This window comes from Tenacibaculum haliotis, assembly GCF_025215075.1.
Lineage (GTDB): Bacteria > Bacteroidota > Bacteroidia > Flavobacteriales > Flavobacteriaceae > Polaribacter > Polaribacter haliotis_B.
Genome location: NZ_JAOBTH010000016.1, coordinates 20,734 through 44,709, shown reverse-complemented (window position 1 = coordinate 44,709; position 23,976 = coordinate 20,734). Strand labels below are relative to the sequence as shown.

Here is a 23,976-nt window from a genome sequence, read left to right as displayed (position 1 = left end):
CCAATTTTTATATAACATAAGACTTTATCAAAAAAAGTACAGCAAACAAAAAGCGATTAAGAGAAATGTAACATTTCTTAATCGCTTTTAAAGTTAAATTTCAAAAAGAGTTGCTTTTTCAGTGCCCTCGCATTTTGTAAGGGTTTTTTATTAAATCGTTTTTGTTTGACTTTTTACTTCATTTCAAATAACTTCGCTCATTGTTATTTTTAGGAACTTAAATTTTTACAATAATGAATAGCGAAAAAATCTTAAACGAAGTTGAAAAAATTTACGCTCCATTATCCGCAGTCTGCAAACAAGAGTTTATCCATAATTCAAAAATTAAAACGTTTAAAAGAGGTGAAATTATAGTTCGTGAAGGGCAATATGCTGAAAAAGCGTATTTAATTATAGAAGGGTGCGCCAGAGCCTACTATTTAAAAGATGGAAAAGATATTTCTGATTGGTTTGCTTTCGAAAACCAATTTATGGCATCAATTGTAAGTCTTTTTAGCGATAATCCAAGTCCGCATTATATTGAGTTTATTGAAGATGTAACGGTTATTGAATTTTCAAAGAATACGATGACGCTTCTTTCAAATAAACATCATGATTTTGAACGTTTTATTAGTAAAGTTGTTACCGAAACTATGTTAGGTTTGTGTGAACGTTTATACACCATTCAATTTAACAAGGCCAACGAAAGATATAATCACTTAATTACTATTCATCCAACAATAACAAACAGAATTCCTTTAACACATATTGCTTCTTATTTAGGAATTACACTCGAAACTTTAAGCAGAATTAGAAACCCAAAAAACCGAACTTGATTAATATCAAATGACACCTCTTTTGTTTGTATGACCTTTGTAAAAAACAAACATAATGGAGACAAACAGTTTACAATTAAAATCAATTTGGGGCAACTGGTGGCTATCAACTAGAAAATGGTTTTACCCTACTTGGCTTATTTACGAAACTTTAATTCGTTTTTACGATTATACTTGTGGCATTTATAATTATTTTAACAAGCAACAAGAAAATATTTCGTCCTATATTGGAGATATTGGTGCCTTATTTTTAAATATTATATGTAGTAGTATTACTTTTTTAGTATGTACTTTTTTCTTAACAGTTCCGACCTGTTTTATTTTATATAAATTCTTTACCGTATATAATTTATCAGGTACTAAGTTTGAAGTAAAACTTAAAAAACTTCTCTAAAACCCCCACTATTTTATACTTATAACTAAAATGAAAAAAATATTAATCATAAATGGGCATCCAGATAAAGAAAGTTTTAATTATGCACTTTCTGAATCTTATAAATTAGGTACCGAAAAGTCTAATACTGAAGTAAAAATAATTAATATTGGAGAACTAAATTTTAATCCAAACCTTGAGTTTGGCTACAGGAAAAGAACCGAACTAGAACCCGATTTATTAGAAGTCCAAAATAAATTAAAATGGGCCGATCATTTGGTTTGGATATATCCAGTATGGTGGGGTTCATTACCCGCAATAATGAAAGGTTTTATAGATAGAATTTTGTTACCTGGTTTTGCATTTAAAAAAAGAGCCAACTCATTATGGTCAGATAAATGCTTGACAAATAAAACTGCCAGAATAATTTGTACTTTAGATCAACCTTCATGGTATTATCGTTGGTATTATAAAAGACCAAGTACTAATGCTATGAAAAAATTAACGCTTCATTTTATCGGAGTAAAAAAAGTAAAAGTAACAACGATTGGCCCTATTAGAATGTCTGAAGAAAAATTCAGGAAAAAGTGGCTGAAAAAAGTCGAAAAACTCGGAAAAACGGATAGTTAATTTTTAATTACAACCACTCAAAGCAGCTTGTTATTTCTCAGCATATTATATTTTACTTGATTTTAAACTTATTTTCTAATAACTTCGCTGAAACTAGTTTTTACATAAAAAACATCCTATTTAAATGAAATATATATCTTTTATCGTAGTACTGCTAGTATTAGTTTTAGGCTGTAGTAAAAAAAACAAAATTAGCTCTATAAATTCTGAGAACTGGTCAAAAAGAGCCATCAATATAAACAACAAAAGATCACTTAAATTCGGAAAATCTTATCTATCCATTTATTCCCAAATTTATAGCTTTACAGAACATAAAACTCATAATTTAACATCAATGGTAAGTATGAGAAACACCAGTGATTTAGATACAATTTATCTTTTAAAAGCTCAGTATTATGATACTGATGGCAAATCAATTAGAAAATATTTTGATTATCCTATTTTTTTAGCACCTATGGAAACTACAGAAATAATTATAGATGAAATTGATGTTTCTGGAGGCACTGGTTCTAATTTTATTTTTGAATGGAAAACACCTCAAAATTGCCCAGAACCTTTATTTGAAGGCGTAATGACATCAACTATGGGGCAACAAGGTTTATCTTTCACAACAAGCGCTAAACGTATTAAGTAATTATGGCTGAAATTTTAACAACTATTTTTTTCATTTTAGCAGTAATTGACCCTATAGGTACAATACCCGTTTACTTAGAAGCAACTAAAGAGTTTGATTTAATTCATAAAAAGAAAATTGCTATTAGGGCATCAATAATTGCTTTTATAATACTGCTCTTTTTTATTGTTATCGGGCAATTAATTTTAGAAAGCATGTCAGTATCTCTTGATGCTTTTCAAATTTCTGGAGGAGTCATTCTTTTTTTATTTGCATTAACGATGATATTTGGCGACGGAAAACCTGAACAAGAAAAAAACAGAATAACTGATTATAAACATGTTACTATATTTCCAATAGCAATTCCTTCTATAGCATCTCCCGGAGCAATTATGGCTGTTGTTTTAATGACCAATAACCATGTTTACACAATTCAACAACAAACTATTACAACCATAATTGTACTGCTTGTAATTGGTATTACTTGTTTAATTCTTTTAACTGCAAATCATTTACAAAAAAGAATAGGTAATTACGGAATTACCGTTTTAAGTAAGATTATGGGGCTAATATTAGCTTCTTATGCAATACAAAGTATTTTAAGCGGAATTACTAGCTACTTTAAAAACATATACAATTAACTTTTTTAAAAGCTGATTTACCTACTCTTTTTACCTGAAATTTAGTACTACCGCTCTGTATAAACTACTTACAATTTTATCACTTACACTACGTTTTACACTTTAATGAAAACACTCAAAGAAATGTACCATAAGCTTACTGAAAAGAAAACTTTAATCCGTTTATTAAAATATGTAACGGGTTTGGTTAGTATAATATTTCTATCAATATTACTACTTTTCTCTTTGGTATATTTTGAGGTGTTTGGCGCTTTACCTAACAACAAAAAATTATCATCAATAATAAATGAAGAAGCCTCTTTAATATATTCTTCGGATGATGTAATTATCGGTAAAATTTTCACAGAAAATCGAACCAACATCAACATATCACAAATACCAAATCATTTAAAAGAAGCTTTAATTGCTACGGAAGACAAACGTTTTTATACTCATAATGGTTACGATGGTCAGAGCTATGCAAGAGTGCTATTTAAAAGTATTTTAATGCAAGATGCTTCTGGCGGCGGCGGAAGCACCATTACACAACAATTAATTAAAAACTTATACGGACGAAAGTATCACGGATTTTTAAGCATGCCCATAAATAAGATTAAAGAACTTATTATTGCTAGCAGAATGGAAAATTTATATTCTAAAAACGAGATACTTCAATTGTATTTTAATTCGGTTCCTTTTGGTGAAAACATCTTCGGAATAGAATCTGCCGCTAATCGATTTTTTAATAAAAAGGCAAATGAGTTAAATGCCGAAGAGTCTGCTGTGTTAGTTGGTATGCTAAAAGCAAATACTTATTACAACCCAAGGTTGTATCCTAAAAATGCTTTAAGCAGAAGAAATATTGTGCTGCAACTTATGAAAAACGAACAGTATTTAAATACCAAAACTACGGATAGTTTACAAAAATTACCACTTACACTAAGCTATAAAAACCTTGATTTAAAAACAACTGCTGGGTATTTTTCTTATCAAGTAAAGAAAAAAGCTGTTAAAATAATAGATAGCATTAATGAAACAAGAAATATAAAACACAATTTAGAAGCCGACGGTTTAAAAATATATACCACGTTAAATTACAGTATTCAAAAAATTGCCGAAAAAGCAGCTAAAGAACAACTTATAGTAAAACAAAAGGAATTAGATAAAGAACTACGATCAAATAGTTTAAAAAATAGCTGGTTAAAAAAGAACCGTTTTTCTTCTGAAAAAGACAAACAAAACAAAACCTTTAAGTTGTTTGATTGGGACAGTACTAAAACAATAAAAGGTACTAAAACAATAAAAGGTACTAAAATTGATAGTTTATGGCATTATGCAAAAATGCTTAATGCGGCTGTATTGGTTACAAATCCTAAAAACGGAGCAGTTATCAGTTGGGTAGGTGGAAACAATTTTAAAATACTTCCTTTTGATATGGTTTTATCGCATCGTCAAATAGCTTCTGCTTTTAAACCAATTTTATATGCTACAGCCATAGAAAATGGCATTTCGCCTTGCGATTATTTTAACAACGAAGAAAAAACATATCCCAAATTTAATAATTGGAAGCCTCAAAATGCCGATTACAGCTCAACACCCAAGAGTAAAGTTGCGCTATGGAATGCCTTAATTCATTCTATGAATTTACCAACTATCGATCTTTATTTTAAACTCGAAAGAGAATTATTAATCAATTACTGTGAAAAACTACAGTTTCCTAAAATTACCAATAATGCACCGTCTATTGCTTTAGGAACCTTAGACTTATCATTGTCCGAAATAACAAAAGCGTACGGTAGCTTTGCTAATAATGGCGCCATGAACGACTTGTACATGATTACTAAAATTACCGATAAAGAAGGTGCTATTATTTATGAAAGTAAGGAGCAAAAAGCCGAAGAAGCCTTTAAAAAAGAAACTACTGAAACACTAACAGCCATTTTACAAAAAGCTGTTGACCAAGGTACGGGAGCTAAGATTAGAAACACTTATAAAATTAAAAGTCAGCTTGCTGCAAAAACAGGTACCGCGCAAAATTATACCGATGCTTGGTTTCTTGCCTACACCCCCAATATTGTTTTTGGTACTTGGGTAGGAACTTCAAAAAACACCATACATTTTAAAAGCGGAAAAGGTGCTGGCTCGTCATTGGCTCTACCTATTGTTGCCAATATTATTAAAGAAATAGAGAAAGACGCCGAGCTAAGTAAAAAATACTTGACCGATTTTAATATTCCAGATGATGTTTACAAATCAATAAAATGCCCTCCTTACAGACAAAAAGGAATTAAAGGTTTTTTTAATAGACTTTTTGGCAAAAAGAAAAAGAAGAACGATTAGTCTTTACTGTTTCGAAATACTTAATTTTATTTTTAGCCTGTTTTCTGATAACTTAGCTAGCGCTGATAAAAAAATCAAAAATCTTTATATAATTAAGTTAGCATAAATATGAATACTACGAATTTCATTCACATTTCTAAGATGAATCGAGAGCAAACTAAAAACGTTTGTGAAAAATTCTATAATAGCGCTAAGGAATATACTCTAAGAAATAATATCCCGAATCAATCCGATAAAATATTAGACCAAACTGATTCTGTTCTTTCTAAGTTTCTTTCCGCAGGAGTAAATCTTGAATTTCTTTGGCAAATTCATTATTTAAAAAAGGATAAATATTCAGAACAAGAACACACTACTGAATGGGAAAATAATATTTCTTTCACCGATTATATCTTTATGGAGAATTTTATAATTCAAACAAAAGCATACTTAGATTTTAGTAAACGACTAGCTTTTATTATTCTCGGACTGGATAAAAAAGTTCAAAACGGAAATCACTTTCATAAAACACTTGATAAATTACAAAATGATAAAGCTGAATCTATAAATCAACTTTTCAAGGAAATTTACGAAGATGGACAATGGGCAAACAAGATAAGTAAAGTTCGAAACAAAATAATTCACAATGAGGTTCATAAAACCTGGTCATTAGACAAGCCCAAAATTGATAATTCAGAATATCAACAGTATTGCCAAAACACTGAAAATGGCATGTTTGAATTATTGACTAAAATGCAAGAATTGTTTTTTGAAAAAAAATGGAAAACAGGATATTAAAAAACATACTTACACCCATTTTATTCTATTTAAAGGAGTTTTTATGTGTTTTCTGTTTTGCTTACACTTATAAATACTAGTCAAGTGTATTAACAAAACTTAAGCAAACAACGTAGCGAAAGCCTCTTCTATTTTACCAACTAAAACGAGTTTTATACCGTGGTTTTTAGAAGATATTTTATTGTATTTCGATGCTACTAAAGTTTTATACCCTAGTTTTTCAGCTTCTAAAATACGCTGATCAATTTTAGAAACCGGTCGTATTTCTCCTGCCAAACCAACTTCGGCAGCAAAACAAACATTCGGGTTAATTGCTAAATCTTGATTCGATGATAAAATGGCTGCAACAACCGCTAAATCAATAGCAGGATCATCTACATGAATTCCGCCTGTAACATTTAAAAACACATCTTTTGCACCTAGTTTAAAACCTGCTCTTTTCTCTAGCACAGCTAAAATCATGTGCAATCTTTTCAAATTATAACCAGTGGTAGAACGTTGTGGTGTACCATAAACTGCGGTAGAAACCAAAGCCTGAATTTCGATCATTAAAGGGCGAATACCCTCTAAAGTTGATGCAATTGCGGTTCCGCTTAAATCGGCATCTTTTTTTGATATTAATATTTCAGACGGATTAGAGACTTCTCGTAATCCGCTAGATAACATTTCATAAATTCCGAGTTCGGCAGTAGAACCAAATCGGTTTTTCTGAGAACGTAATATTCTATAGGTATGATTTCTGTCGCCTTCAAACTGTAAAACTACATCTACCATGTGTTCTAAAATTTTAGGCCCTGCAATGTGTCCTTCTTTATTAATATGACCAATTAATAATACCGGAGTTGAAGTTTCTTTGGCGAATTTTATTAATTCTGCGGATGTTTCACGTATTTGAGAAATACTTCCCGGTGAAGCTTCAATAGAATTTGTATGTAAGGTTTGAATAGAATCAATCACCAAAACATCAGGTTTAACTTCCTCTATATTTTTAAATATTTGCTGCGTATTTGTTTCAGTAAGAATTAAGCAATTAGAATTTGTAGCTTCTAAACGCTCAGCTCGCATTTTAATTTGCGACTGACTTTCTTCACCTGAAACGTACAATACTTTTTGCGGGATTTTTAAAGCGATTTGTAACAACAAGGTCGATTTACCAATTCCGGGTTCACCACCTAATAAAACAACGGCACCTTTTACAATTCCGCCACCTAAAACAGTATCTAATTCGTTATTTTTTGTTTCAACACGTTCTTCTTGATTCAACTGAATATCTTGTACTCTTAAAGGCGTAGCAACTCTTTTTTTGTTGTTCTCTGGCGTTTTCCAACTTCTTTTTTCTTCTTTCTGAATTACCTCTTCAACAATGGTATTCCATTCTTTACAAGTATTGCATTGTCCTGCCCATTGCGCATGTTGCGCTCCGCAGTTTTGACAGAAAAAAGTAGTTTTGGTTTTAGCCATTTAGGTTTAGTTGTAACGTTTATAAAGTATCAAAGTTACAAAGTAATATTTAATGCTATTGATTATTTTTAACGTCTGTATAAATTTTATTCTAAAAAAAGTGAATTCCTAAAATTGAATTTATTTCAGTTTCTAATTTATCAGAGTTATGCGATGCTGAAATAAATTCAGCATGACACGGTAGTATGATTTTCATAATCACGAAAACAACTTCTTAAACACAGCTGAACAAAAATAACTTATAACTAAAGTTTATAAAGAACCTGCGTTAGCGATTGAGCGACATGTTTGAGCTCTTTTTAGTTTTTTCAAAAAAAGCGAGTAGCGAAAGCGCGACCTGCAAGGGAACGCCCTATTACTTTTTATTTTTATTATAGATAGGTAAGAATAAAAATGCTAGCCCTCCAAAAACAATAATCATCGCCGTTTGGGCTGTCCACATAATCCAACCAAAAGCGGTTGCTGGTTCTTCTGCAATACCAAATAAAGCTAAGGCACCTGCAACAGCTACCGGATATAAACCGATACCTCCGTTGGTTGCTGCAATACTAAATCCGCCTGCAATAAAACCAATTAAAACACCTCCTAAAGGAACATTTAAACCATTAATTGCGGGTATTGTTGCCCAGAACATTAACACATACATTACCCAAATAAATACGGTATGAAAAATAAACGCCCATTTATTCTTCATCTTAAATATACTCATGACTCCTTCAACTAAACCTGAGATAAAGTTTTTTATTTTTAGGCCAATTCCTGATCTTGCTTTTTTTACATATCTCGAAAAGATAAATCCGGCTACAATAAGAGCTGCTAATATTGCTACTATTTTTAGTGGATTAAAATTCTTTGTTAATAATTCATAAATAAAATCGAACTGTACAAATAACGTAATGGCGATGATACTTAACATCATAATTAAATCTGCCATTCTTTCTGCAACGATGGTTCCGAAACCTTTTTCGAACGGAATGTTTTCGTAGTTTGTCATTACTGCTGCGCGGGATACTTCTCCGGCTCTTGGTACTGCATAATTTACTAAATAAGCTACTAAAACTGCCATGGTACTGTTACCAAAATCTGGCTTATAACCCATTGGCTCCAGTAAAAACTTCCAACGATATGCTCTAGACAAGTGACTTAAAATTCCGAAGAATAATCCTAAAGTTATCCACCAATAATTTGCCTCTTTAAAATAATCTAGTAAAGTTGCTATAGACACTTTTGACAAAGAGTACCAAACCAAAAAACCTCCCAAAACGAGAGGTAATATAATTTTTAATGCTTTTTTAATATTCAAAACTATGTAAGGGTATTATCTTCTTCATTAGGAAAAACTAACGAAGGTTTAAAGTTTTTAGCTTCTTCTAATTCCATAAAAGCATATACGATTAGTATTAACACATCGCCTTTTGCTACTTTTCTGGCAGCGGCACCGTTTAAGGTTATTTCCCCACTATTTCTTGGACCAGGAATTGCATATGTTTCTAAACGTTCGCCATTATTGTTATTCACAATCTGAACACGTTCTCCTTCAATAATTCCTGCTGCATCCATTAAATCTTCATCAATGGTAATGCTTCCTATATAATTTAAATCGGCACCCGTAACTTTTACCCGGTGGATTTTAGATTTTACGACTTGTACTAACATAGTGCAAAAATAGTTTTTTAATGATTAATGAGTTGTTTTTGAATGATTTTATTTTAAACGGATATTATCTATCAATCTAATTTCTCCTGCAAAAACTGCAATAAATGCCCGATATTTTTGTTCAGACTCTTTTTTATCGATGGTTTTTAAGGTTTTTTCGTTGGCAATCGTAAAATATTCAAGTTCTAACAACGGTTGTTTTTTAAACTGTTTTTTTACCCACTCAGTAACTTCACTTCCGTTTTTAGTGATAAATTTCTTCTTTGCTTTTTTTAATGTTTTATAAATAAAAGGAACCAATTCTCGATGTTCTTTTGTTAATCTCGTATTGCGTGAGCTCATTGCTAAACCATCTTTTTCACGGTAAATATCGCATCCTTTTATCTTTACCGAAAGTGCATGTTTTTCAACCATCTTTTTGATGATTTGTAACTGTTGAAAATCTTTTTTCCCGAAGTAAGCAACATCAGGTTCCACAATTTCGAATAATGTTTTTACGATAGTTCCCACTCCGTCGAAATGACCATCTCTAAATTCACCTTCCATTTGATGTTCTAATCCATCAAAATTAAAACGTTCTGACACAATATTTTCACTATATATTTCTTTTACAGAAGGAAAAAATAAAACATCGCAAACAACGCTTTCTAAAAGCTGAACATCGTTATCAAATGTTTTAGGGTACTTTACTAAATCTTCTTTCTTATCGAATTGCGTTGGGTTTACAAAAATGCTTACTACTGTAATATCATTTTTTTTCTTTGACTCTTTAACAAGCGACAAATGACCTTGATGCAAGGCCCCCATTGTAGGGATGAATCCAATTGACTTATTAGCATTTTTTATATCTGATAAGAATTCTTTTAATTCTGATTTAGTTTTATAAACTTTCATTCTATTATAGTTGGAATACATGCAAAATTAGCAATTTAACACCATTTTAGCATAAATTTTCTTATTTTTGCATCTTCAATAAAATAGACAGACTTAATGAAGGATAAGAGAATATTATATGTTTCATCGGAGGTAACACCTTATTTACCAGAAACAGAATTATCATCTACTGCATTTAATGTTGCTAAAAACGCACATTCTAAAGGAGTTCAAACCCGTATTTTCATGCCTCGTTATGGGGTAATCAACGAACGAAGACATCAATTACATGAAGTTATTCGTTTATCTGGTATGAACTTAATAATTAACGACATGGATATGCCTTTAATTATTAAAGTAGCTTCAATTCCTAAAGAAAGGATGCAAGTGTATTTCATTGACAACGAAGAGTATTTTAAGCGTAAAGCGGTTTATTCTGATGAAGATGACAAAATGTTTAGCGACAACGACGAACGCATGATTTTCTTTGCGAAAGGCGTTATAGAAACTGTTAAAAAACTAAACTGGGCACCAGATATTATCCACGTTCATGGATGGATGGCTTCTCTACTTCCTTTATATTTAAGAGAATTTTATAAGGAGGAACCATTGTTTACCGAAAGCAAGATTGTAACTTCGATTTATAATAATAATTTTGAAGGTGAATTGAATGGGGAATTAGCAAAAAAAGTGCGTTTTGACAAAATTGATGAGTCAAAAATAGCAACTGTAGCTACACCAAATCAAATTAACATCTTAAAGAGTGCTATTGAAAACTCAGATGCTATTGTAAAAGGTAGTGAAGTATTGCCTGATGAAATTAATGCTTTTATTGATGAAAAAAGTACTAAAATTTTAGAATTTCAATCAGAAGAAGTATTAACTGAGGCATATTTACAATTTTATAAAGAAAACGTTTTAGAATTAAGCGAATAATAACAATATAAATGATTAGAAAAATTGGTATTTTAGGTATTAGTATGCTATGTTTTGCAGCTATAATATCATGTGAAAAAGATTTTAACAACGTAGGAAACGGAGTTATAAATAACACAAAATTTGAAACAGGTGAAGTATTAATCGATGTAGAAATTGAACAAATTGACATATCCGATTTGAATGCAAACCCTTTATATAATTCAGTTAGAGCAGATAATATTAGTATCGGAACACTCGGAGAATATTGGCTAGGTGTATCTAAAGGTGACAATTACAAAACGATTGAAGCATCTTTTGTTAGTCAATTGTCTTTACCTGCTAATTTAAAAATTCAAGATGTAAAACCAGCTACTGAAGATGGAGATTTAGATTCTATTTTTGTACTTGACAAAGTTGTACTTAAGTTACCATATACAGCAACGAGTATTGGAAAAGAAAGTGATGGAAAACCTAAATTTAGATTAGACTCTGTTTTAGGAGATCCAAATACTGCTACTTCATTAAAGGTTTTTAAAAACGGAACTTATCTAAACACATTAGACCCTGACAATCCTGCAAATTCAAATAGCTTTCAATCTAATCATTCTTATATTGAAGATCGTTTATTAAGCGAAAATGCTGGATTCACATTTAAGCCTAGTGCGATAGATACCATGTTAATATTAACTAGAAATATTAGTAACGGGAATACTTATCAAGATACAGTTAAATTGGCAAATAAAGCCCCTTTTTTAACTATCCCTTTAGACAAAACAGAAATGGAGAGTCTTTTTTGGGATAAATTTGAGGGAGGAGAGTTTTCTGATTTAGAATCTTTCAATGCTCATTTTAGAGGTTTAATTGTTAAAGCTGAAGGTAGTGACGGAGCTATGGTTCCTCTTAGTTTATTAGGAGTTAATACTTCTGCTAGCCTTGATTTTCACTATACCATTACTACTTTCGAAAAAGAAGCTGGACAAGCTGTTTTAGCCTTAAAAGACACTTTACCTAGAACTTATTCTTTTCCTTTATCGGGTATAAGAAATAGTATGTATAAAATGACAGCACCTACTGTTGCGGCTCCTGCTAATAACTTTACTATTCAAGGAACTGCGGGAACTATGGCTAAAGTAACAATTTTAGATAATACAAAGCTTCAAGAATTAAGAGATAATGATTGGTTGGTTAATGATGCTACTTTGTCTTTTTATGTTAATCAAACAATTAACACCGATAATAATACAATACCCCAAAAGTTATTTCTTTATCAGAATAAAGATAATGGAAGTGGAGGAGTATCCCCTACACATATTTCAGATGCTTATACTGAAGCTGCAAGTTTTGGTGGTTCTTTAGAGTCATCTGATACTACGCCTGAAAAATATTCTTTTAGAATTACTGATTATCTCTCAAATTTATTAACACAGAGTGAAGAAGCAACCATTGATCCATTAATTTTAAAAGTATATAACACTACTGATACGCCGACAAATTCGGCATCTGTTAGTTCATACAATTGGAATCCTAGAGGGGTAACACTTCAAAATGGTGATGAAGCAGCAAACGGAACTAGAAGAGCTGTTTTAAAAATATCATATTCTAAAGAAAAATAAGATTTTACTATGTGTGGAATAACTGGTTATATAGGTAATAGAGATGCTTATCCAATCGTGATAAACGGACTGAAACGTTTAGAATATAGAGGATATGATAGTTCTGGAATCATGATGTATGACGGACAAAGCATACATTTATCTAAAACTAAAGGAAAAGTTGCAGATTTAGAAGTCATCACTAATAACGATGAAAAAAGAAAAAAAGGAACTATCGGAATTGGACATACTCGTTGGGCAACTCACGGAATACCTAATAATGTAAATTCTCACCCTCATCTTTCTGAATCTGGTGATTTAGTTATTGTTCATAATGGAATCATTGAGAACTATGATACATTAAAAAAAGAATTAATATCAAGAGGGTACTCTTTTAAAAGTGATACCGATACTGAGGTTTTAATAAACTTAATTGAGGAAGTTAAAAAAAGTGAAGACTGTAAGCTAGGTAAAGCTGTACAATTAGCACTTACGAGTGTTATTGGAGCTTATGCAATTGCGGTTTTTGACAAAACAAAACCAGATGAGCTAATTGTTGCCCGTTTAGGAAGTCCAATTGCCATTGGTATTGGAAAAGATAACGAAGAATTTTTCGTAGCTTCTGATGCCTCTCCTTTTATCGAATATACAAAAGATGCTATTTATTTAGAAGATGGTGAATTAGCCATCATCAAAAAGAATAAAGAAATTAGAGTTCATAAAATCCAAGGTGACAAAGAAATTGATGCTAACATTCAAAAACTTCAATTAAGCTTAGAGCAGATTGAAAAAGGTGGATATGATCACTTTATGTTAAAAGAAATTTACGAACAACCTAAAGCTATTATAGATACTTACAGAGGAAGAATGCTTCCTGATGAAGGCATAATTCGTATGGCTGGTGTTGATGACAATATATCAAAATTCACAAATGCAAATAGAATTATTATTATTGCTTGTGGTACTTCATGGCATGCTGGATTAGTAGGTGAATATCTTTTTGAAGATATGGCTCGCATTCCTGTTGAAGTTGAATATGCTTCTGAATTCAGATATAGAAATCCGATTATTAACGAAAACGATGTAGTAATTGCAATTTCTCAATCTGGTGAAACGGCTGACACCTTAGCTGCAATTAAATTAGCAAAATCAAAAGGAGCCTTTGTTTTTGGTATTTGTAACGTTGTAGGATCATCTATCGCTAGAGAAACGCACGCGGGTGCTTACACTCATGCGGGGCCTGAAATTGGGGTTGCATCTACAAAAGCATTCACAACGCAAATAACTGTACTCACATTAATTGCTTTAAAGCTGGCACAAGCTAAAGGAACATTAGCTACATCTGCAGTAAATAAGTACTTACAAACAATGCAACAAATTCCTGCTCAAGTAGAACAATTACTTAAAACGGATGCACAAATTAAAGATATTGCAAATGTTTATAAAGATGCAAAAAATTGTTTGTATTTAGGTAGAGGATTTAACTTTCCTGTTGCTTTAGAAGGCGCTTTAAAGTTAAAAGAAATTTCATATATTCATGCAGAGGGATATCCTGCTGCTGAAATGAAGCACGGACCAATTGCTTTAATTGATGAAAACATGCCAATTTTTGTAATTGCGACAAGTAAGGGTCATTACGAAAAAGTAGTAAGTAATATTCAGGAAATTAAATCAAGAAGTGGTAAAATTATTGCTATCGTTACTGAAGGTGATACTACTGTAAAAGAAATTGCAGATCACGTTATTGAAATTCCGGATACTGAAGAAGCATTTACGCCGTTATTAACTACAATTCCTTTTCAGTTATTATCGTATCATATTGCGGTATTATTAGAAAAAAATGTAGATCAACCTAGAAACTTAGCAAAATCTGTTACTGTTGAGTAATCAGTAATTAATTTATAATATAAAAAAATCCGAAGAAATAGTTCTTCGGATTTTTTTATTCCTTTTCGAAAGTAAGATACACCGGAAAATGATCTGAATATCCTCCTTGATACCAAGGACCAATATAGGTTCTAAAAGGACTATTTTTAAACTTTCCTTTATAAAAACGCAACCAATCTTCTTTTAAAATATCCGCTTTTAAAAAACTAAAATTACTTTTTTCTGCATCAAAAAAATCTCTTGAAAAAATAATTTGATCAAACAAGTGCCATTCTTTGTAAAAAGTTAAAGTTCCTTGCCCTTTTTTAAATAACGATTTCATCGGATTGTATAAATAATCAGTAACTAAAAAATCTTCAATACTCTCACTTATTGGATCATCATTAAAATCACCCATAATGATAAATTTAGCCGCGGAATCTTCCTTTTTTATAGTATCTAAAACCTCATGTACGTGTTTTGCTGCTTTAATCCGTTTATCTTTGGTTTCCATATCTCCATCTCTTCTAGAGGGCCAATGATTTACTAAAACATATAGTAACTCTCCATGTAACTTTCCTTTTACCACTAACAAATCTCTTGTGTAATCAACAGCACCTTTATCATCAGTTAAATGTAGCGAATGCACATCCGTAGTTATCACTTTAAAAAAATCTTTATTATAAAGTAACGCTACATCAATTCCTCTTTCATCAGGAGAATCATAATGAACATAATTATAGTTATATTTTGATAAATTTTTATGTTTTGCTAAATCTTTAACAACCTTAGCGTTTTCAACTTCTGCCAATCCGATAATAGCAGGTGGAAAAGCAGATTTATTTTTACCAATTTGACTGATTACTGAAGTCAATTTTTTAACTTTATGACGGTATTTTTCATGATTCCATTTGCGTTTACTTGCTGGTGTAAAATCATCATCCGCAGTTAAAGGATTATTAGTAGTATCAAACAAGTTTTCTACATTATAAAAAGCAACGGTAAAAACATTTTTTCTTTTTGATCTTGACATTCAATAAATTTTAACGAAAGTACTAAATAAAAAAACACGCTATAAATAGCGTGTTTTTTAATATTTTAAAAAGTAATAATTACACTACTCCTTGATCTAACATTGCATCAGCAACTTTTACGAAACCAGCAACATTTGCTCCTTTTACGTAATCTACAAAACCATTTTCATCAGTTCCATATTCAACACAAGATGCGTGAATATCATTCATAATTTGGTTTAATTTTGCATCAACCTCTTCTCTAGTCCAGTTATAACGTAATGAATTTTGACTCATTTCTAAACCAGATGTTGCAACTCCACCAGCATTTGATGCTTTTCCTGGAGCGAATAAAATTTTAGCTTCTAAAAATGCTTCAACTGCTTCTGGTGTAGAAGGCATGTTTGCACCTTCTGCAACACACATACATCCATTTGCTAATAATGTTTTAGCTTCTTCACCGTTTAACTCATTTTGAGTCGCACAAGGTAAAGCTACATCACATTTTGTTCCCCAAGGACGTTCTCCTTTAAAGAATTTTGCATTTGGATATTTCTCAACATACTCATTAATTCTTCCTCTACGAACATTTTTAATCTCCATAACGTGTGCTAATTTCTCAGCATCAATTCCGTCAGCATCATAAATATATCCCGATGAATCAGACATAGTAACAACTTTACCACCTAATTCAGTTACTTTTTCAGTAGCATATTGCGCTACGTTTCCAGATCCTGAAACCGCTACTATTTTCCCACTAAAAGAATCTCCTTTAGTTTTTAACATGTTTTGTGCAAAATACACATCCCCGTAACCTGTAGCTTCTGGTCTAATTAAAGAACCACCCCAAGATGCTCCTTTACCTGTTAAAACACCAACAAACTCGTTACGTAATTTTTTATATTGACCGAACATAAATCCGATTTCTCTTCCTCCAACACCAATATCTCCCGCAGGAACATCAGTATTTGCACCAATATGACGGAATAACTCAGACATAAAAGCTTGACAAAAAGCCATTACCTCACGGTCAGATTTTCCTTTCGGATTAAAATCAGAACCTCCTTTTCCTCCACCCATAGGTAAAGTGGTTAATGAGTTTTTGAATACTTGTTCAAATCCTAAAAATTTTAAGATTGATAAATTAACTGATGGATGAAAACGCAATCCACCTTTATACGGTCCAATAGCTGAATTAAATTCAACTCTATATCCACGGTTTACTTGAGTTTCTCCTTTATCATCAACCCAAGGAACTCTAAACATTAAAGTTCTTTCTGGCTCCACCATTCTTTCTAACAATTTTTTTCCTTGATACTTAGGATTGTTTTCAATAAATGGAATTACAGTTTCTGCTACTTCGTGAACAGCTTGTAAAAACTCTGGTTCATTAGAATTACGTTCCTTAACGTAATCCATAAATGCATTTATTTTAGATTCCATAATTTTAATTATGTTATATTATGATTTAAACAATTTTGTTCCGCAAATATAATTAATTTACAATTTGTTAAATTTAAAAAGATCAATTATTTGCTTATTTTTAAGAATTTAACACTCTTTTAATTTAATATATTTCAATAGACGATAACTCTTGGGAAAACCTACACTTTTTTCATTTTAAAATCATAAATTTGCAGCTTAATTATTCCGAAAAACAAGATGTTAGATAAAGTAAAAGAACTGATTGGTGATGTAAAAGCTTTTCAAGCAACTTCTAAAGAAGAAGTTGAGGCTTTCAGAATAAAATATTTAGGTAGTAAAGGTTTATTAAAAGATTTATTTGCCGAATTTAAAAATGTTGATGCTGCAATGCGTAAAGATTTTGGGCAGGCATTAAATAATTTAAAAAAATCTGCTGAAAGTAAAGTTACCGAATTAAATGACACTCTAGATAACGCTGTTGAAGATAAAGGTATTTACGGAGATTTAACACGTCCTTCAGAACCAATAAATTTGGGTTCTCGTCATCCAATATCTTTAGTAAAAAATCAAATTATTGAGGTTTTTAATAGAATCGGATTCACTGTTTCTGAAGGACCAGAAATTGAAGATGACTGGCATAATTTTACTGCCTTAAACTTACCAGAATATCACCCAGCACGTGATATGCAGGATACTTTTTTTATTGATAAAAATCCTGATACTTTATTAAGAACACATACCTCATCGGTACAAGTTCGTTATATGGAAAATAACGAGCCGCCAATTAGAACTATTTCTCCAGGAAGAGTTTTTAGAAATGAAGATATTTCTGCGCGTGCGCACTGTATTTTTCATCAAGTAGAAGGTTTATATATTGATACTGATGTTTCTTTTGCCGATTTAAAGCAAACGCTTTTATATTTTACAAAAGAGATGTTCGGTAAATCAAAAATCAGATTACGTCCTTCTTATTTTCCGTTTACAGAGCCAAGTGCCGAAGTAGATATTTACTGGGGATTAGAAACAGAAACTGATTATAGAATTACAAAAGGAACCGGTTGGTTAGAAATTATGGGCTGCGGAATGGTAGATCCTAATGTATTAAAAAACGCAAACATCGATCCTAACAAATACTCTGGATATGCATTCGGAATGGGAATTGAACGTATTGCCATGTTATTATATCAAATTCCTGATATTAGAATGTTTTATGAAAACGACAAACGTTTTTTAGAGCAATTTAAATCGGTAATTTAATAAAACAATATAAAGACGAAAGCTCAAAACTTTCGTCTTTCCTTTTAAACTAATTAAAATGAAAAAAGACATACACGTACCTAAAGTTGAAAATGTAGAAATTGCCATCACTTTAGAAAAAAACCAGACAGATAATACTGATGAATGGTGTGTATACATCATCAATAAAAAAGAAGTGCCTTTAGAAATGGTGGTAATTGTTTCTCAAGGATTTTCTGAAACAAAAAAAACGTCATTGTTCCGCAGAAAAATAGATTTATTACCTGCTAATTCGTTTTCTAAATTTGAAATAATGCAACCAGAATTATTTGCTTTAGACAATCAATTTCAAGTTACTTTCTTCGAAAACAATGTTTTACATGACAAAACATTTATCTTTCAAGAAGGTACCATTCAAGAAGGTTTTTTTAGACACATTGATATTTTAAATAAAAAAGGAGTTGTTTGTAAATAAGTAACACTGTATTTCTTTACAACAAATCAAAAAGATTAATTATACATTGAAATGGAACAAAATCAAATAAATGTTATTCTTACTGGTACAACTGGAACCTTAGGTTCTCAAGTTTTTTATGAATTATTACAACAAGATAGTATTAAACATATATTTCTTCCTGTAAGAGAAAAAAATGGAAAATCAGCATTGCAAAGAATTCAAAACATATTGAATAATGATGCTACTCCAACATTTATTTCAGAAAATAAAGATTTAATTTATCAGAAAATAAAAGTTTTAGATATGGTTGCTTTCTTTAAGCCTGCAACTTTTTTATCAAAAGAAGAAACTAATTTTTTTATTCACTCGGCAGGAAGTGTAAATTTATCTACTGATGAATCGCAACGAGATATTATTTTTACTGGCGTTTATGAATTTACAAAAGATGTTTTTAATGCCTTTTCTTCCTACATCACAAAATTTACCTATATAAGTACCGCGTTTAGTATTGGTAATATTGGCGGGTTAATTGATAATGATTATCACAGTACAAAAAAACCTAAATACCGTAATTTCTACGAAGAAGCAAAACACACTACCGAAAAGTATTTATTAAAAAAGGGAAAAGAAAATAATATTGCCATTCAAATATTAAGACCGAGTGTTTTAGGTGGTAATATTTTTAAAAACGCTCCTTATTTTATTTCAAACTACATGGTTTATTATCTTTTAGGTAAGTTTTTTTATAAAAACCCGTTGGCAAATACTTCTATTAGACTTGCAGCAAACTTTAAAACAGGTTTAAATATTATTCCTGTAGATTATGTTGCAAAAATAATAGCCAATGTATATCAAAAACAAATAGTACAACTTAATATTGTACACTCTAAAAGTACAAATATTGTAAAAGGGATGGAAAGGATTTTAAAAACAGTAGATTTTAATAATTTTACTATTTTAAATTCTTCAACAGGCGGTGCCCTTTTAAAAGGTAAAAACAGACTAGAAAGCATTTATTACAAAACTATTGGCTTGCATTTAAACCAATACCTAACTTCTGAGCCTTATGAATACGATACAAGCTTATTAGAATCGATACTACCAATACCAAAATATAACACCGAAGATTATTTAGAAAACACGATTAGTTACGCTAAATCAAAAAATTTTAAAGGAGAAGATTGGTAATCCTAAAATTATAACAGAAGTAACCTTAGTATAAATTAAGGTTACTCTTTTTTTATGATGGTATTACTATTAAATTAGTCGAATACCTTTTTTTAAAAAGTTAATAGTATTCATTTCACTTAAAACAAAACAATTTTATGTTCGCAGATATTCAAAATTTAGTTGCTGATTTTTCTTCATGGATATGGGGAATCCCTTTATTAATATTACTAATCGGTGGCGGATTATGTTTATTTGTATATTCAGGCTTGGTTCCTTTTAGATATATGGGGCATGCCATTGCTATTTTAAGAGGAAAATACGACAAACACGATTCTCCTGGAGATTTATCGCATTACGAAGCCTTATCATCTGCCATAGCTGCAACGGTAGGAATGGGAAACATTAGTGGTGTTGCCATCGCGATAGCCACTGGTGGTCCTGGTGCTATTTTTTGGATGTGGCTAAGTGCTTTTGTAGGTATGGCAACCAAATTTTTCACCTGTAGTTTGGCAATAATGTATCGAGGTGAAGATAAAGAAGGAAATGCAAAAGGAGGACCAATGTATGTAATTACAGAAGGTTTGGGTAAAAAATGGAAGCCTTTAGCTATTTTCTTTTCTACTGCTGGTTTAGTAGGAACTTTACCTGCCTTTCAGGCAAATCAACTAACACAAACCATTATTGATGTTTTTAAAGTAAATCAAGCTAATGAATTTACTGCTAAATTATTAATCGGGTTAACAATTGCAGTAATTGTTTCGATGGTAATTTTTGGCGGAATCCAACGAATAGGAAAAGTAGCAGGTAAATTAGTTCCCATAATGGTGGTTGTTTATTTATTAACTGTAATAACTATTTTACTTTTAAAGTTTGATAAAGTTCCTGGAATATTTTCACTAATATTTACCGATGCTTTTTCAGGGAAATCAGTTTTAGGTGGTGCATTAGGAGCTTTAATAATTACCGGAGTTAAACGTGCTGCTTTTTCTAACGAAGCAGGTTTAGGAACCGCACCAATGATGCACGGAACCGCAAAAACTAAAGAGCCAATTAGAGAAGGTTTAGTGGCTATGTTAGGTCCTGCAATAGATACCTTATTGGTTTGTACATTAACCGCATTGGCAATTTTAGCTTCTGGTGTTTGGCAAAATTTTGATGGTAACGGTATTTCTATGACCTTAGCTGCTTTCGATTCGGTTTTACCTTATCATTCAGGAAGTATCATTTTAACCATTTGTGTGTTAATTTTCGCTTTTTCAACACTGTTTACCTATTCATTTTACGGTTTTAGTTGTTTAAGTTTCTTAACAAGCTCTAAAACAGGAAAATATTACAATTATTTTTACATATTGGTAATTGTAATCGCTTCTATTATTAAGCTAGATTTTGTTATCAATTTAATGGATAGCGCCTATGCCTTAATGGCAATTCCAACGGTACTTTCTACACTTATTTTAGCTCCGAAAGTTAAAAAAGCAGCAAGTTTATATTTCCAAAAGTTAAAGTCAGGCGCTTTTGATTAAACATTCTTTTCTATATAAAACAAAACACCTATTGTAAATTATAATGGGTGTTTTTTTTTGAAGCTATTTCCCGCTTTCCGCACTCGCTTTTTCCACCGCCGTTTTCGATACAAATTTTTCATACTTCAAAATTCACTCAAACAGGCAGTAAAAAAGAGCTCAAACAAATGCTACAATCGGGGCTAGGCTTATTTACCGAACTTATTGCTATGCTATTTTTTTACTGGCTAAATCAACTATAAAAAACGTCATGCTGAATTTATTTCAGCATCGCATTACCTTTACAAATAAGGATGAGAACCTGAAATAAATTCAGGTTGACGGATTCGACATTATCTAAAATACGAAATTTATAAAATTACATTATGAAACTACACTTTTTCTACTAACGTTTCATTTTCAAAAATCAATCCCACAAAACCAGTATTCATAAAATTTCTGATATTTTGATGATCTGTTCCATTCAGATTCTCTAAAACATCGTTAAAATAATATTGTCCAAAACAAGCCAAGGTTTCATCTTTGGTTAACTGTTCTTTTAAAGCAAAAGAAAACACTTTACACGAACCTAAATTTTCGATGCTACTATTTTGTAAATCTCCATTTTTAAATGCAGATGGAGTAAAAACATAGTTCTCTTCAACAACACTCATCGTTTCTGAAAAATTAATGTCTTTCGGAGTGTTTCTTAATTTATTTTTAAAATTTTCTACCGTCATTATTATAATTTTTCTGAAGTCATAAGTGAATCCTTTTTAACAAGCTCTTTGATAACCTTTAAAGACATTGAATCAATTAATTTTTGAGATTTTTTAACCTCCTTTTTAAAAGCAGCACTATCTTTTACAATATCTGTTGTAGTTGTTGCTGTTTTAGCATACCAATTATTCCATGCAGAAATTATTGCTATTTGGGTTTTTAAAGAATCTCCTTTTGCTAAAGACATTTCACTTTGATGTTGTTCTTCTTTAAGTCTAGAAAGTGCCGTTTTTTCGATGTTCATTAAAATTGATTTAGCAGTATTTTTATCAGCATTTAATAATGTAAAAGCGGATGTTAACGAAGTAACACCTACATTTTTTAAGGTAGTTTTAGATACTTTATCTATTCTATCATTATCAGTATGATAAAACTGATCTGTAAAATGCCAAAATAAAACACTCGGAATATCGGCTTTTAAAAACGGAACATGATCACTTCCTCCTTCAAATGGATTTGTACTAACTACCCAGTTTGCGCGTTTACCTTGCTCTTTAAATTTATCAATTAAAAAATCATTTAAATAATGAGGTTTCATTTCGCTTAATTTCATTTTTCTACCTCCCCATTCTGTATGTTTGTCATTTCCGCGTGTCCAAATAGCACTTGGATCTGGCATTTTTTCTATTAAAAAAGTACCTCCCGTTTTTTCGGTGTCTTCACCAACCATGTCTAATGAAATTCCCCACTTTATATCTTTAGCTCTAATACTATCTTCTTTAACATATCGGTTTGTAGAAATAATTTCATCTCCCCATAAAAAAGTTAATGTTCTGTTTGGTGTAAATCGCTTCTCTTTAATAAATTTTGCAGTAAGAGTTGCCATTTCTAAAGCCACTCCTACTCCTGTTGCATTATCATTTGCACCAGGTTCTTGTATGTGCGCACTAAAAACTAAACGCTCTTTAGGTGATTTAACCCCCTTAATATCTGCAATAATTGTTAATTCTTCTGACGGATAAATGTTCGTTTCTACATTTACGTTTAAAACAACTTTTCCTTTTAATAACGTAGCTTTCAATTTCTCTTTAGCCTCATAAGACATGGCAATTGCCCATGCTTTTACCTCTTCATTTAAAGGAATAGATCTAAACTGAATTGAAGTTTTGTTTTTTTTAGGCTGTAAATATTTCGGATTGCTATAAGTAATCAATCCTGCTGCTCCTCCTTCTACAATAGCTTGCTTAAATATTCTACTAGGGCTTGTTTCTGCAAAAACAATTTTACCTTTTATATTTAATGTTTTTAGTTTCTGTATATCTTTTACATAAACGACTTCTGCAGTAACACCTTCTTTGGGTGTGCTGTACGAATTTAAAGCAATCATGTTTCTATTGGTACTATGTTGTAACAAAGGAGTTTCTTCACCAACTATTTTCACCTCAGCATTAACAGATTCCCAAGTTGGTTTTTCAAGTGGTCTTTTTTCAATTCTGTAGGTTAAAAAGTCAGTATTCGTAGCAACATATTCTTTTACAAACCCTGATTTTTCAAGCTCATCAGCAATTCTGTACACGCTTTTATTAAAACCTGTATTACCCACAACTCTCCAATATTTTTCAACAAACGAAGTTGTTTCGAAAGCTAAATCTCCTGTAAATTCTTTATTAAGAACATCAAAATAATTTGAAGAATTTAAAGTTTGAATCTCTTTTTCTTTCTTACAACTAACAAAAGTTACAACAAGTACTATTACTAAAAGTATATTTTTAAACATGATATTTTTTTGAAGTTTAAAAGTACTATTTTTTTATGTTGAGAAACATATTTAACTATAAAGTTATAAAGCTAGTCATTTAGTATTCATTTTTATTCTAACTACTTTTAATCCTCCTTTTTATTTACGTAATTTTGCACTT

The 23,976-nt window shown here is 31.1% G+C and carries 22 protein-coding genes; 14 read left to right on the top strand and 8 right to left on the bottom strand.

Annotation, left to right across the window (positions count from 1 at the left end):
* The first annotated feature begins 233 nt into the window (after nt 1–233).
* The 7 genes from N2251_RS00900 to N2251_RS00870 all read left to right on the top strand — a co-directional run bounded on the left by N2251_RS00900 (nt 234) and on the right by N2251_RS00870 (nt 6,168).
* Entirely contained in the window at nt 234–815 is a 582-nt protein-coding gene (locus tag N2251_RS00900; protein ID WP_260584801.1) for a Crp/Fnr family transcriptional regulator, read from the top strand.
* A gap of 55 nt (nt 816–870) precedes the next feature.
* A complete protein-coding gene (locus N2251_RS00895; protein WP_260584800.1) occupies nt 871–1,209 on the top strand; it encodes a hypothetical protein in 339 nt (112 codons plus the stop codon).
* 30 nt (nt 1,210–1,239) lie between these two features.
* Entirely contained in the window at nt 1,240–1,818 is a 579-nt protein-coding gene (locus N2251_RS00890) for an NAD(P)H-dependent oxidoreductase (protein ID WP_260584799.1), read from the top strand.
* Between the two features lie 124 nt (nt 1,819–1,942).
* Nucleotides 1,943–2,452, top strand: coding sequence for a DUF3124 domain-containing protein (locus N2251_RS00885; protein ID WP_260584798.1), 510 nt, complete (start codon nt 1,943–1,945; stop codon nt 2,450–2,452).
* A 2-nt stretch (nt 2,453–2,454) separates the two neighbouring features.
* Nucleotides 2,455–3,072: a MarC family protein gene (locus N2251_RS00880; protein WP_068702354.1), complete on the top strand. Its 618-nt coding sequence runs from the start codon at nt 2,455–2,457 to the stop codon at nt 3,070–3,072.
* A gap of 105 nt (nt 3,073–3,177) precedes the next feature.
* The gene (locus N2251_RS00875; protein WP_260584797.1) at nt 3,178–5,391 is read left to right on the top strand and encodes a transglycosylase domain-containing protein; all 2,214 of its coding nucleotides are present in this window, start codon (nt 3,178–3,180) and stop codon (nt 5,389–5,391) included.
* Nucleotides 5,392–5,532: 141 nt separating this feature from the next.
* Nucleotides 5,533–6,168, top strand: a complete 636-nt coding sequence (locus N2251_RS00870; RefSeq protein WP_260584796.1) for a Cthe_2314 family HEPN domain-containing protein — start codon at nt 5,533–5,535, stop codon at nt 6,166–6,168.
* 99 nt (nt 6,169–6,267) lie between these two features.
* Here N2251_RS00870 and radA read toward each other — a convergent pair whose 3' ends face one another.
* The 4 genes from radA to panC all read right to left on the bottom strand — a co-directional run bounded on the left by radA (nt 6,268) and on the right by panC (nt 10,179).
* Entirely contained in the window at nt 6,268–7,629 is a 1,362-nt protein-coding gene (gene radA, locus N2251_RS00865) for a DNA repair protein RadA (RefSeq protein ID WP_260584795.1), read from the bottom strand.
* Nucleotides 7,630–7,984: 355 nt separating this feature from the next.
* Nucleotides 7,985–8,932 (bottom strand): lysylphosphatidylglycerol synthase transmembrane domain-containing protein, encoded by a 948-nt coding sequence (locus N2251_RS00860; protein ID WP_260584794.1) that lies wholly within the window; start codon nt 8,930–8,932, stop codon nt 7,985–7,987.
* Nucleotides 8,933–8,934: 2 nt separating this feature from the next.
* Nucleotides 8,935–9,285: an aspartate 1-decarboxylase gene (panD, locus tag N2251_RS00855; RefSeq protein ID WP_218772008.1), complete on the bottom strand. Its 351-nt coding sequence runs from the start codon at nt 9,283–9,285 to the stop codon at nt 8,935–8,937.
* Nucleotides 9,286–9,333: 48 nt separating this feature from the next.
* The gene (gene panC / locus N2251_RS00850; RefSeq protein ID WP_260584792.1) at nt 9,334–10,179 is read right to left on the bottom strand and encodes a pantoate--beta-alanine ligase; all 846 of its coding nucleotides are present in this window, start codon (nt 10,177–10,179) and stop codon (nt 9,334–9,336) included.
* A gap of 96 nt (nt 10,180–10,275) precedes the next feature.
* Here panC and N2251_RS00845 point away from each other — a divergent pair, with 96 nt between their 5' ends.
* Genes N2251_RS00845 through glmS form a run of 3 tightly spaced genes read left to right on the top strand, consistent with a single transcriptional unit; the run spans nt 10,276 to nt 14,555 of the window.
* A complete protein-coding gene (locus tag N2251_RS00845; protein WP_260584791.1) occupies nt 10,276–11,094 on the top strand; it encodes a glycogen/starch synthase in 819 nt (272 codons plus the stop codon).
* A gap of 11 nt (nt 11,095–11,105) precedes the next feature.
* Complete coding sequence (locus N2251_RS00840; protein WP_260584790.1) at nt 11,106–12,689, top strand: DUF4270 family protein; 1,584 nt, start codon at nt 11,106–11,108, stop codon at nt 12,687–12,689.
* Nucleotides 12,690–12,698: 9 nt separating this feature from the next.
* Complete coding sequence (gene glmS, locus N2251_RS00835; protein ID WP_260584789.1) at nt 12,699–14,555, top strand: glutamine--fructose-6-phosphate transaminase (isomerizing); 1,857 nt, start codon at nt 12,699–12,701, stop codon at nt 14,553–14,555.
* 55 nt (nt 14,556–14,610) lie between these two features.
* Here the strand turns inward: glmS and N2251_RS00830 are convergent, their stop codons facing one another.
* Nucleotides 14,611–15,567, bottom strand: a complete 957-nt coding sequence (locus N2251_RS00830; protein ID WP_260584788.1) for an endonuclease/exonuclease/phosphatase family protein — start codon at nt 15,565–15,567, stop codon at nt 14,611–14,613.
* Between the two features lie 79 nt (nt 15,568–15,646).
* Complete coding sequence (gene gdhA / locus N2251_RS00825) at nt 15,647–16,990, bottom strand: NADP-specific glutamate dehydrogenase (protein WP_260584787.1); 1,344 nt, start codon at nt 16,988–16,990, stop codon at nt 15,647–15,649.
* Nucleotides 16,991–17,209: 219 nt separating this feature from the next.
* On the opposite strand from gdhA, the gene pheS reads away from it, so the two are divergent.
* The 4 genes from pheS (at nt 17,210) to N2251_RS00805 (ending at nt 21,358) form a co-directional block, all read left to right on the top strand.
* Entirely contained in the window at nt 17,210–18,229 is a 1,020-nt protein-coding gene (gene pheS / locus N2251_RS00820) for a phenylalanine--tRNA ligase subunit alpha (protein WP_260584786.1), read from the top strand.
* A 58-nt stretch (nt 18,230–18,287) separates the two neighbouring features.
* Nucleotides 18,288–18,683, top strand: a complete 396-nt coding sequence (locus N2251_RS00815; protein ID WP_260584785.1) for a hypothetical protein — start codon at nt 18,288–18,290, stop codon at nt 18,681–18,683.
* Between the two features lie 51 nt (nt 18,684–18,734).
* Nucleotides 18,735–19,853: an SDR family oxidoreductase gene (locus N2251_RS00810; RefSeq protein WP_260584784.1), complete on the top strand. Its 1,119-nt coding sequence runs from the start codon at nt 18,735–18,737 to the stop codon at nt 19,851–19,853.
* 137 nt (nt 19,854–19,990) lie between these two features.
* A complete protein-coding gene (locus N2251_RS00805; protein ID WP_260584783.1) occupies nt 19,991–21,358 on the top strand; it encodes an alanine/glycine:cation symporter family protein in 1,368 nt (455 codons plus the stop codon).
* 371 nt (nt 21,359–21,729) lie between these two features.
* Here the strand turns inward: N2251_RS00805 and N2251_RS00800 are convergent, their stop codons facing one another.
* The gene (locus tag N2251_RS00800; RefSeq protein ID WP_260584782.1) at nt 21,730–22,077 is read right to left on the bottom strand and encodes a HopJ type III effector protein; all 348 of its coding nucleotides are present in this window, start codon (nt 22,075–22,077) and stop codon (nt 21,730–21,732) included.
* A gap of 2 nt (nt 22,078–22,079) precedes the next feature.
* On the bottom strand, nt 22,080–23,834 hold the full coding sequence (locus N2251_RS00795; protein ID WP_260584781.1) for a M28 family peptidase: 1,755 nt from the start codon (nt 23,832–23,834) through the stop codon (nt 22,080–22,082).
* Nucleotides 23,835–23,976 lie beyond the last annotated feature (142 nt).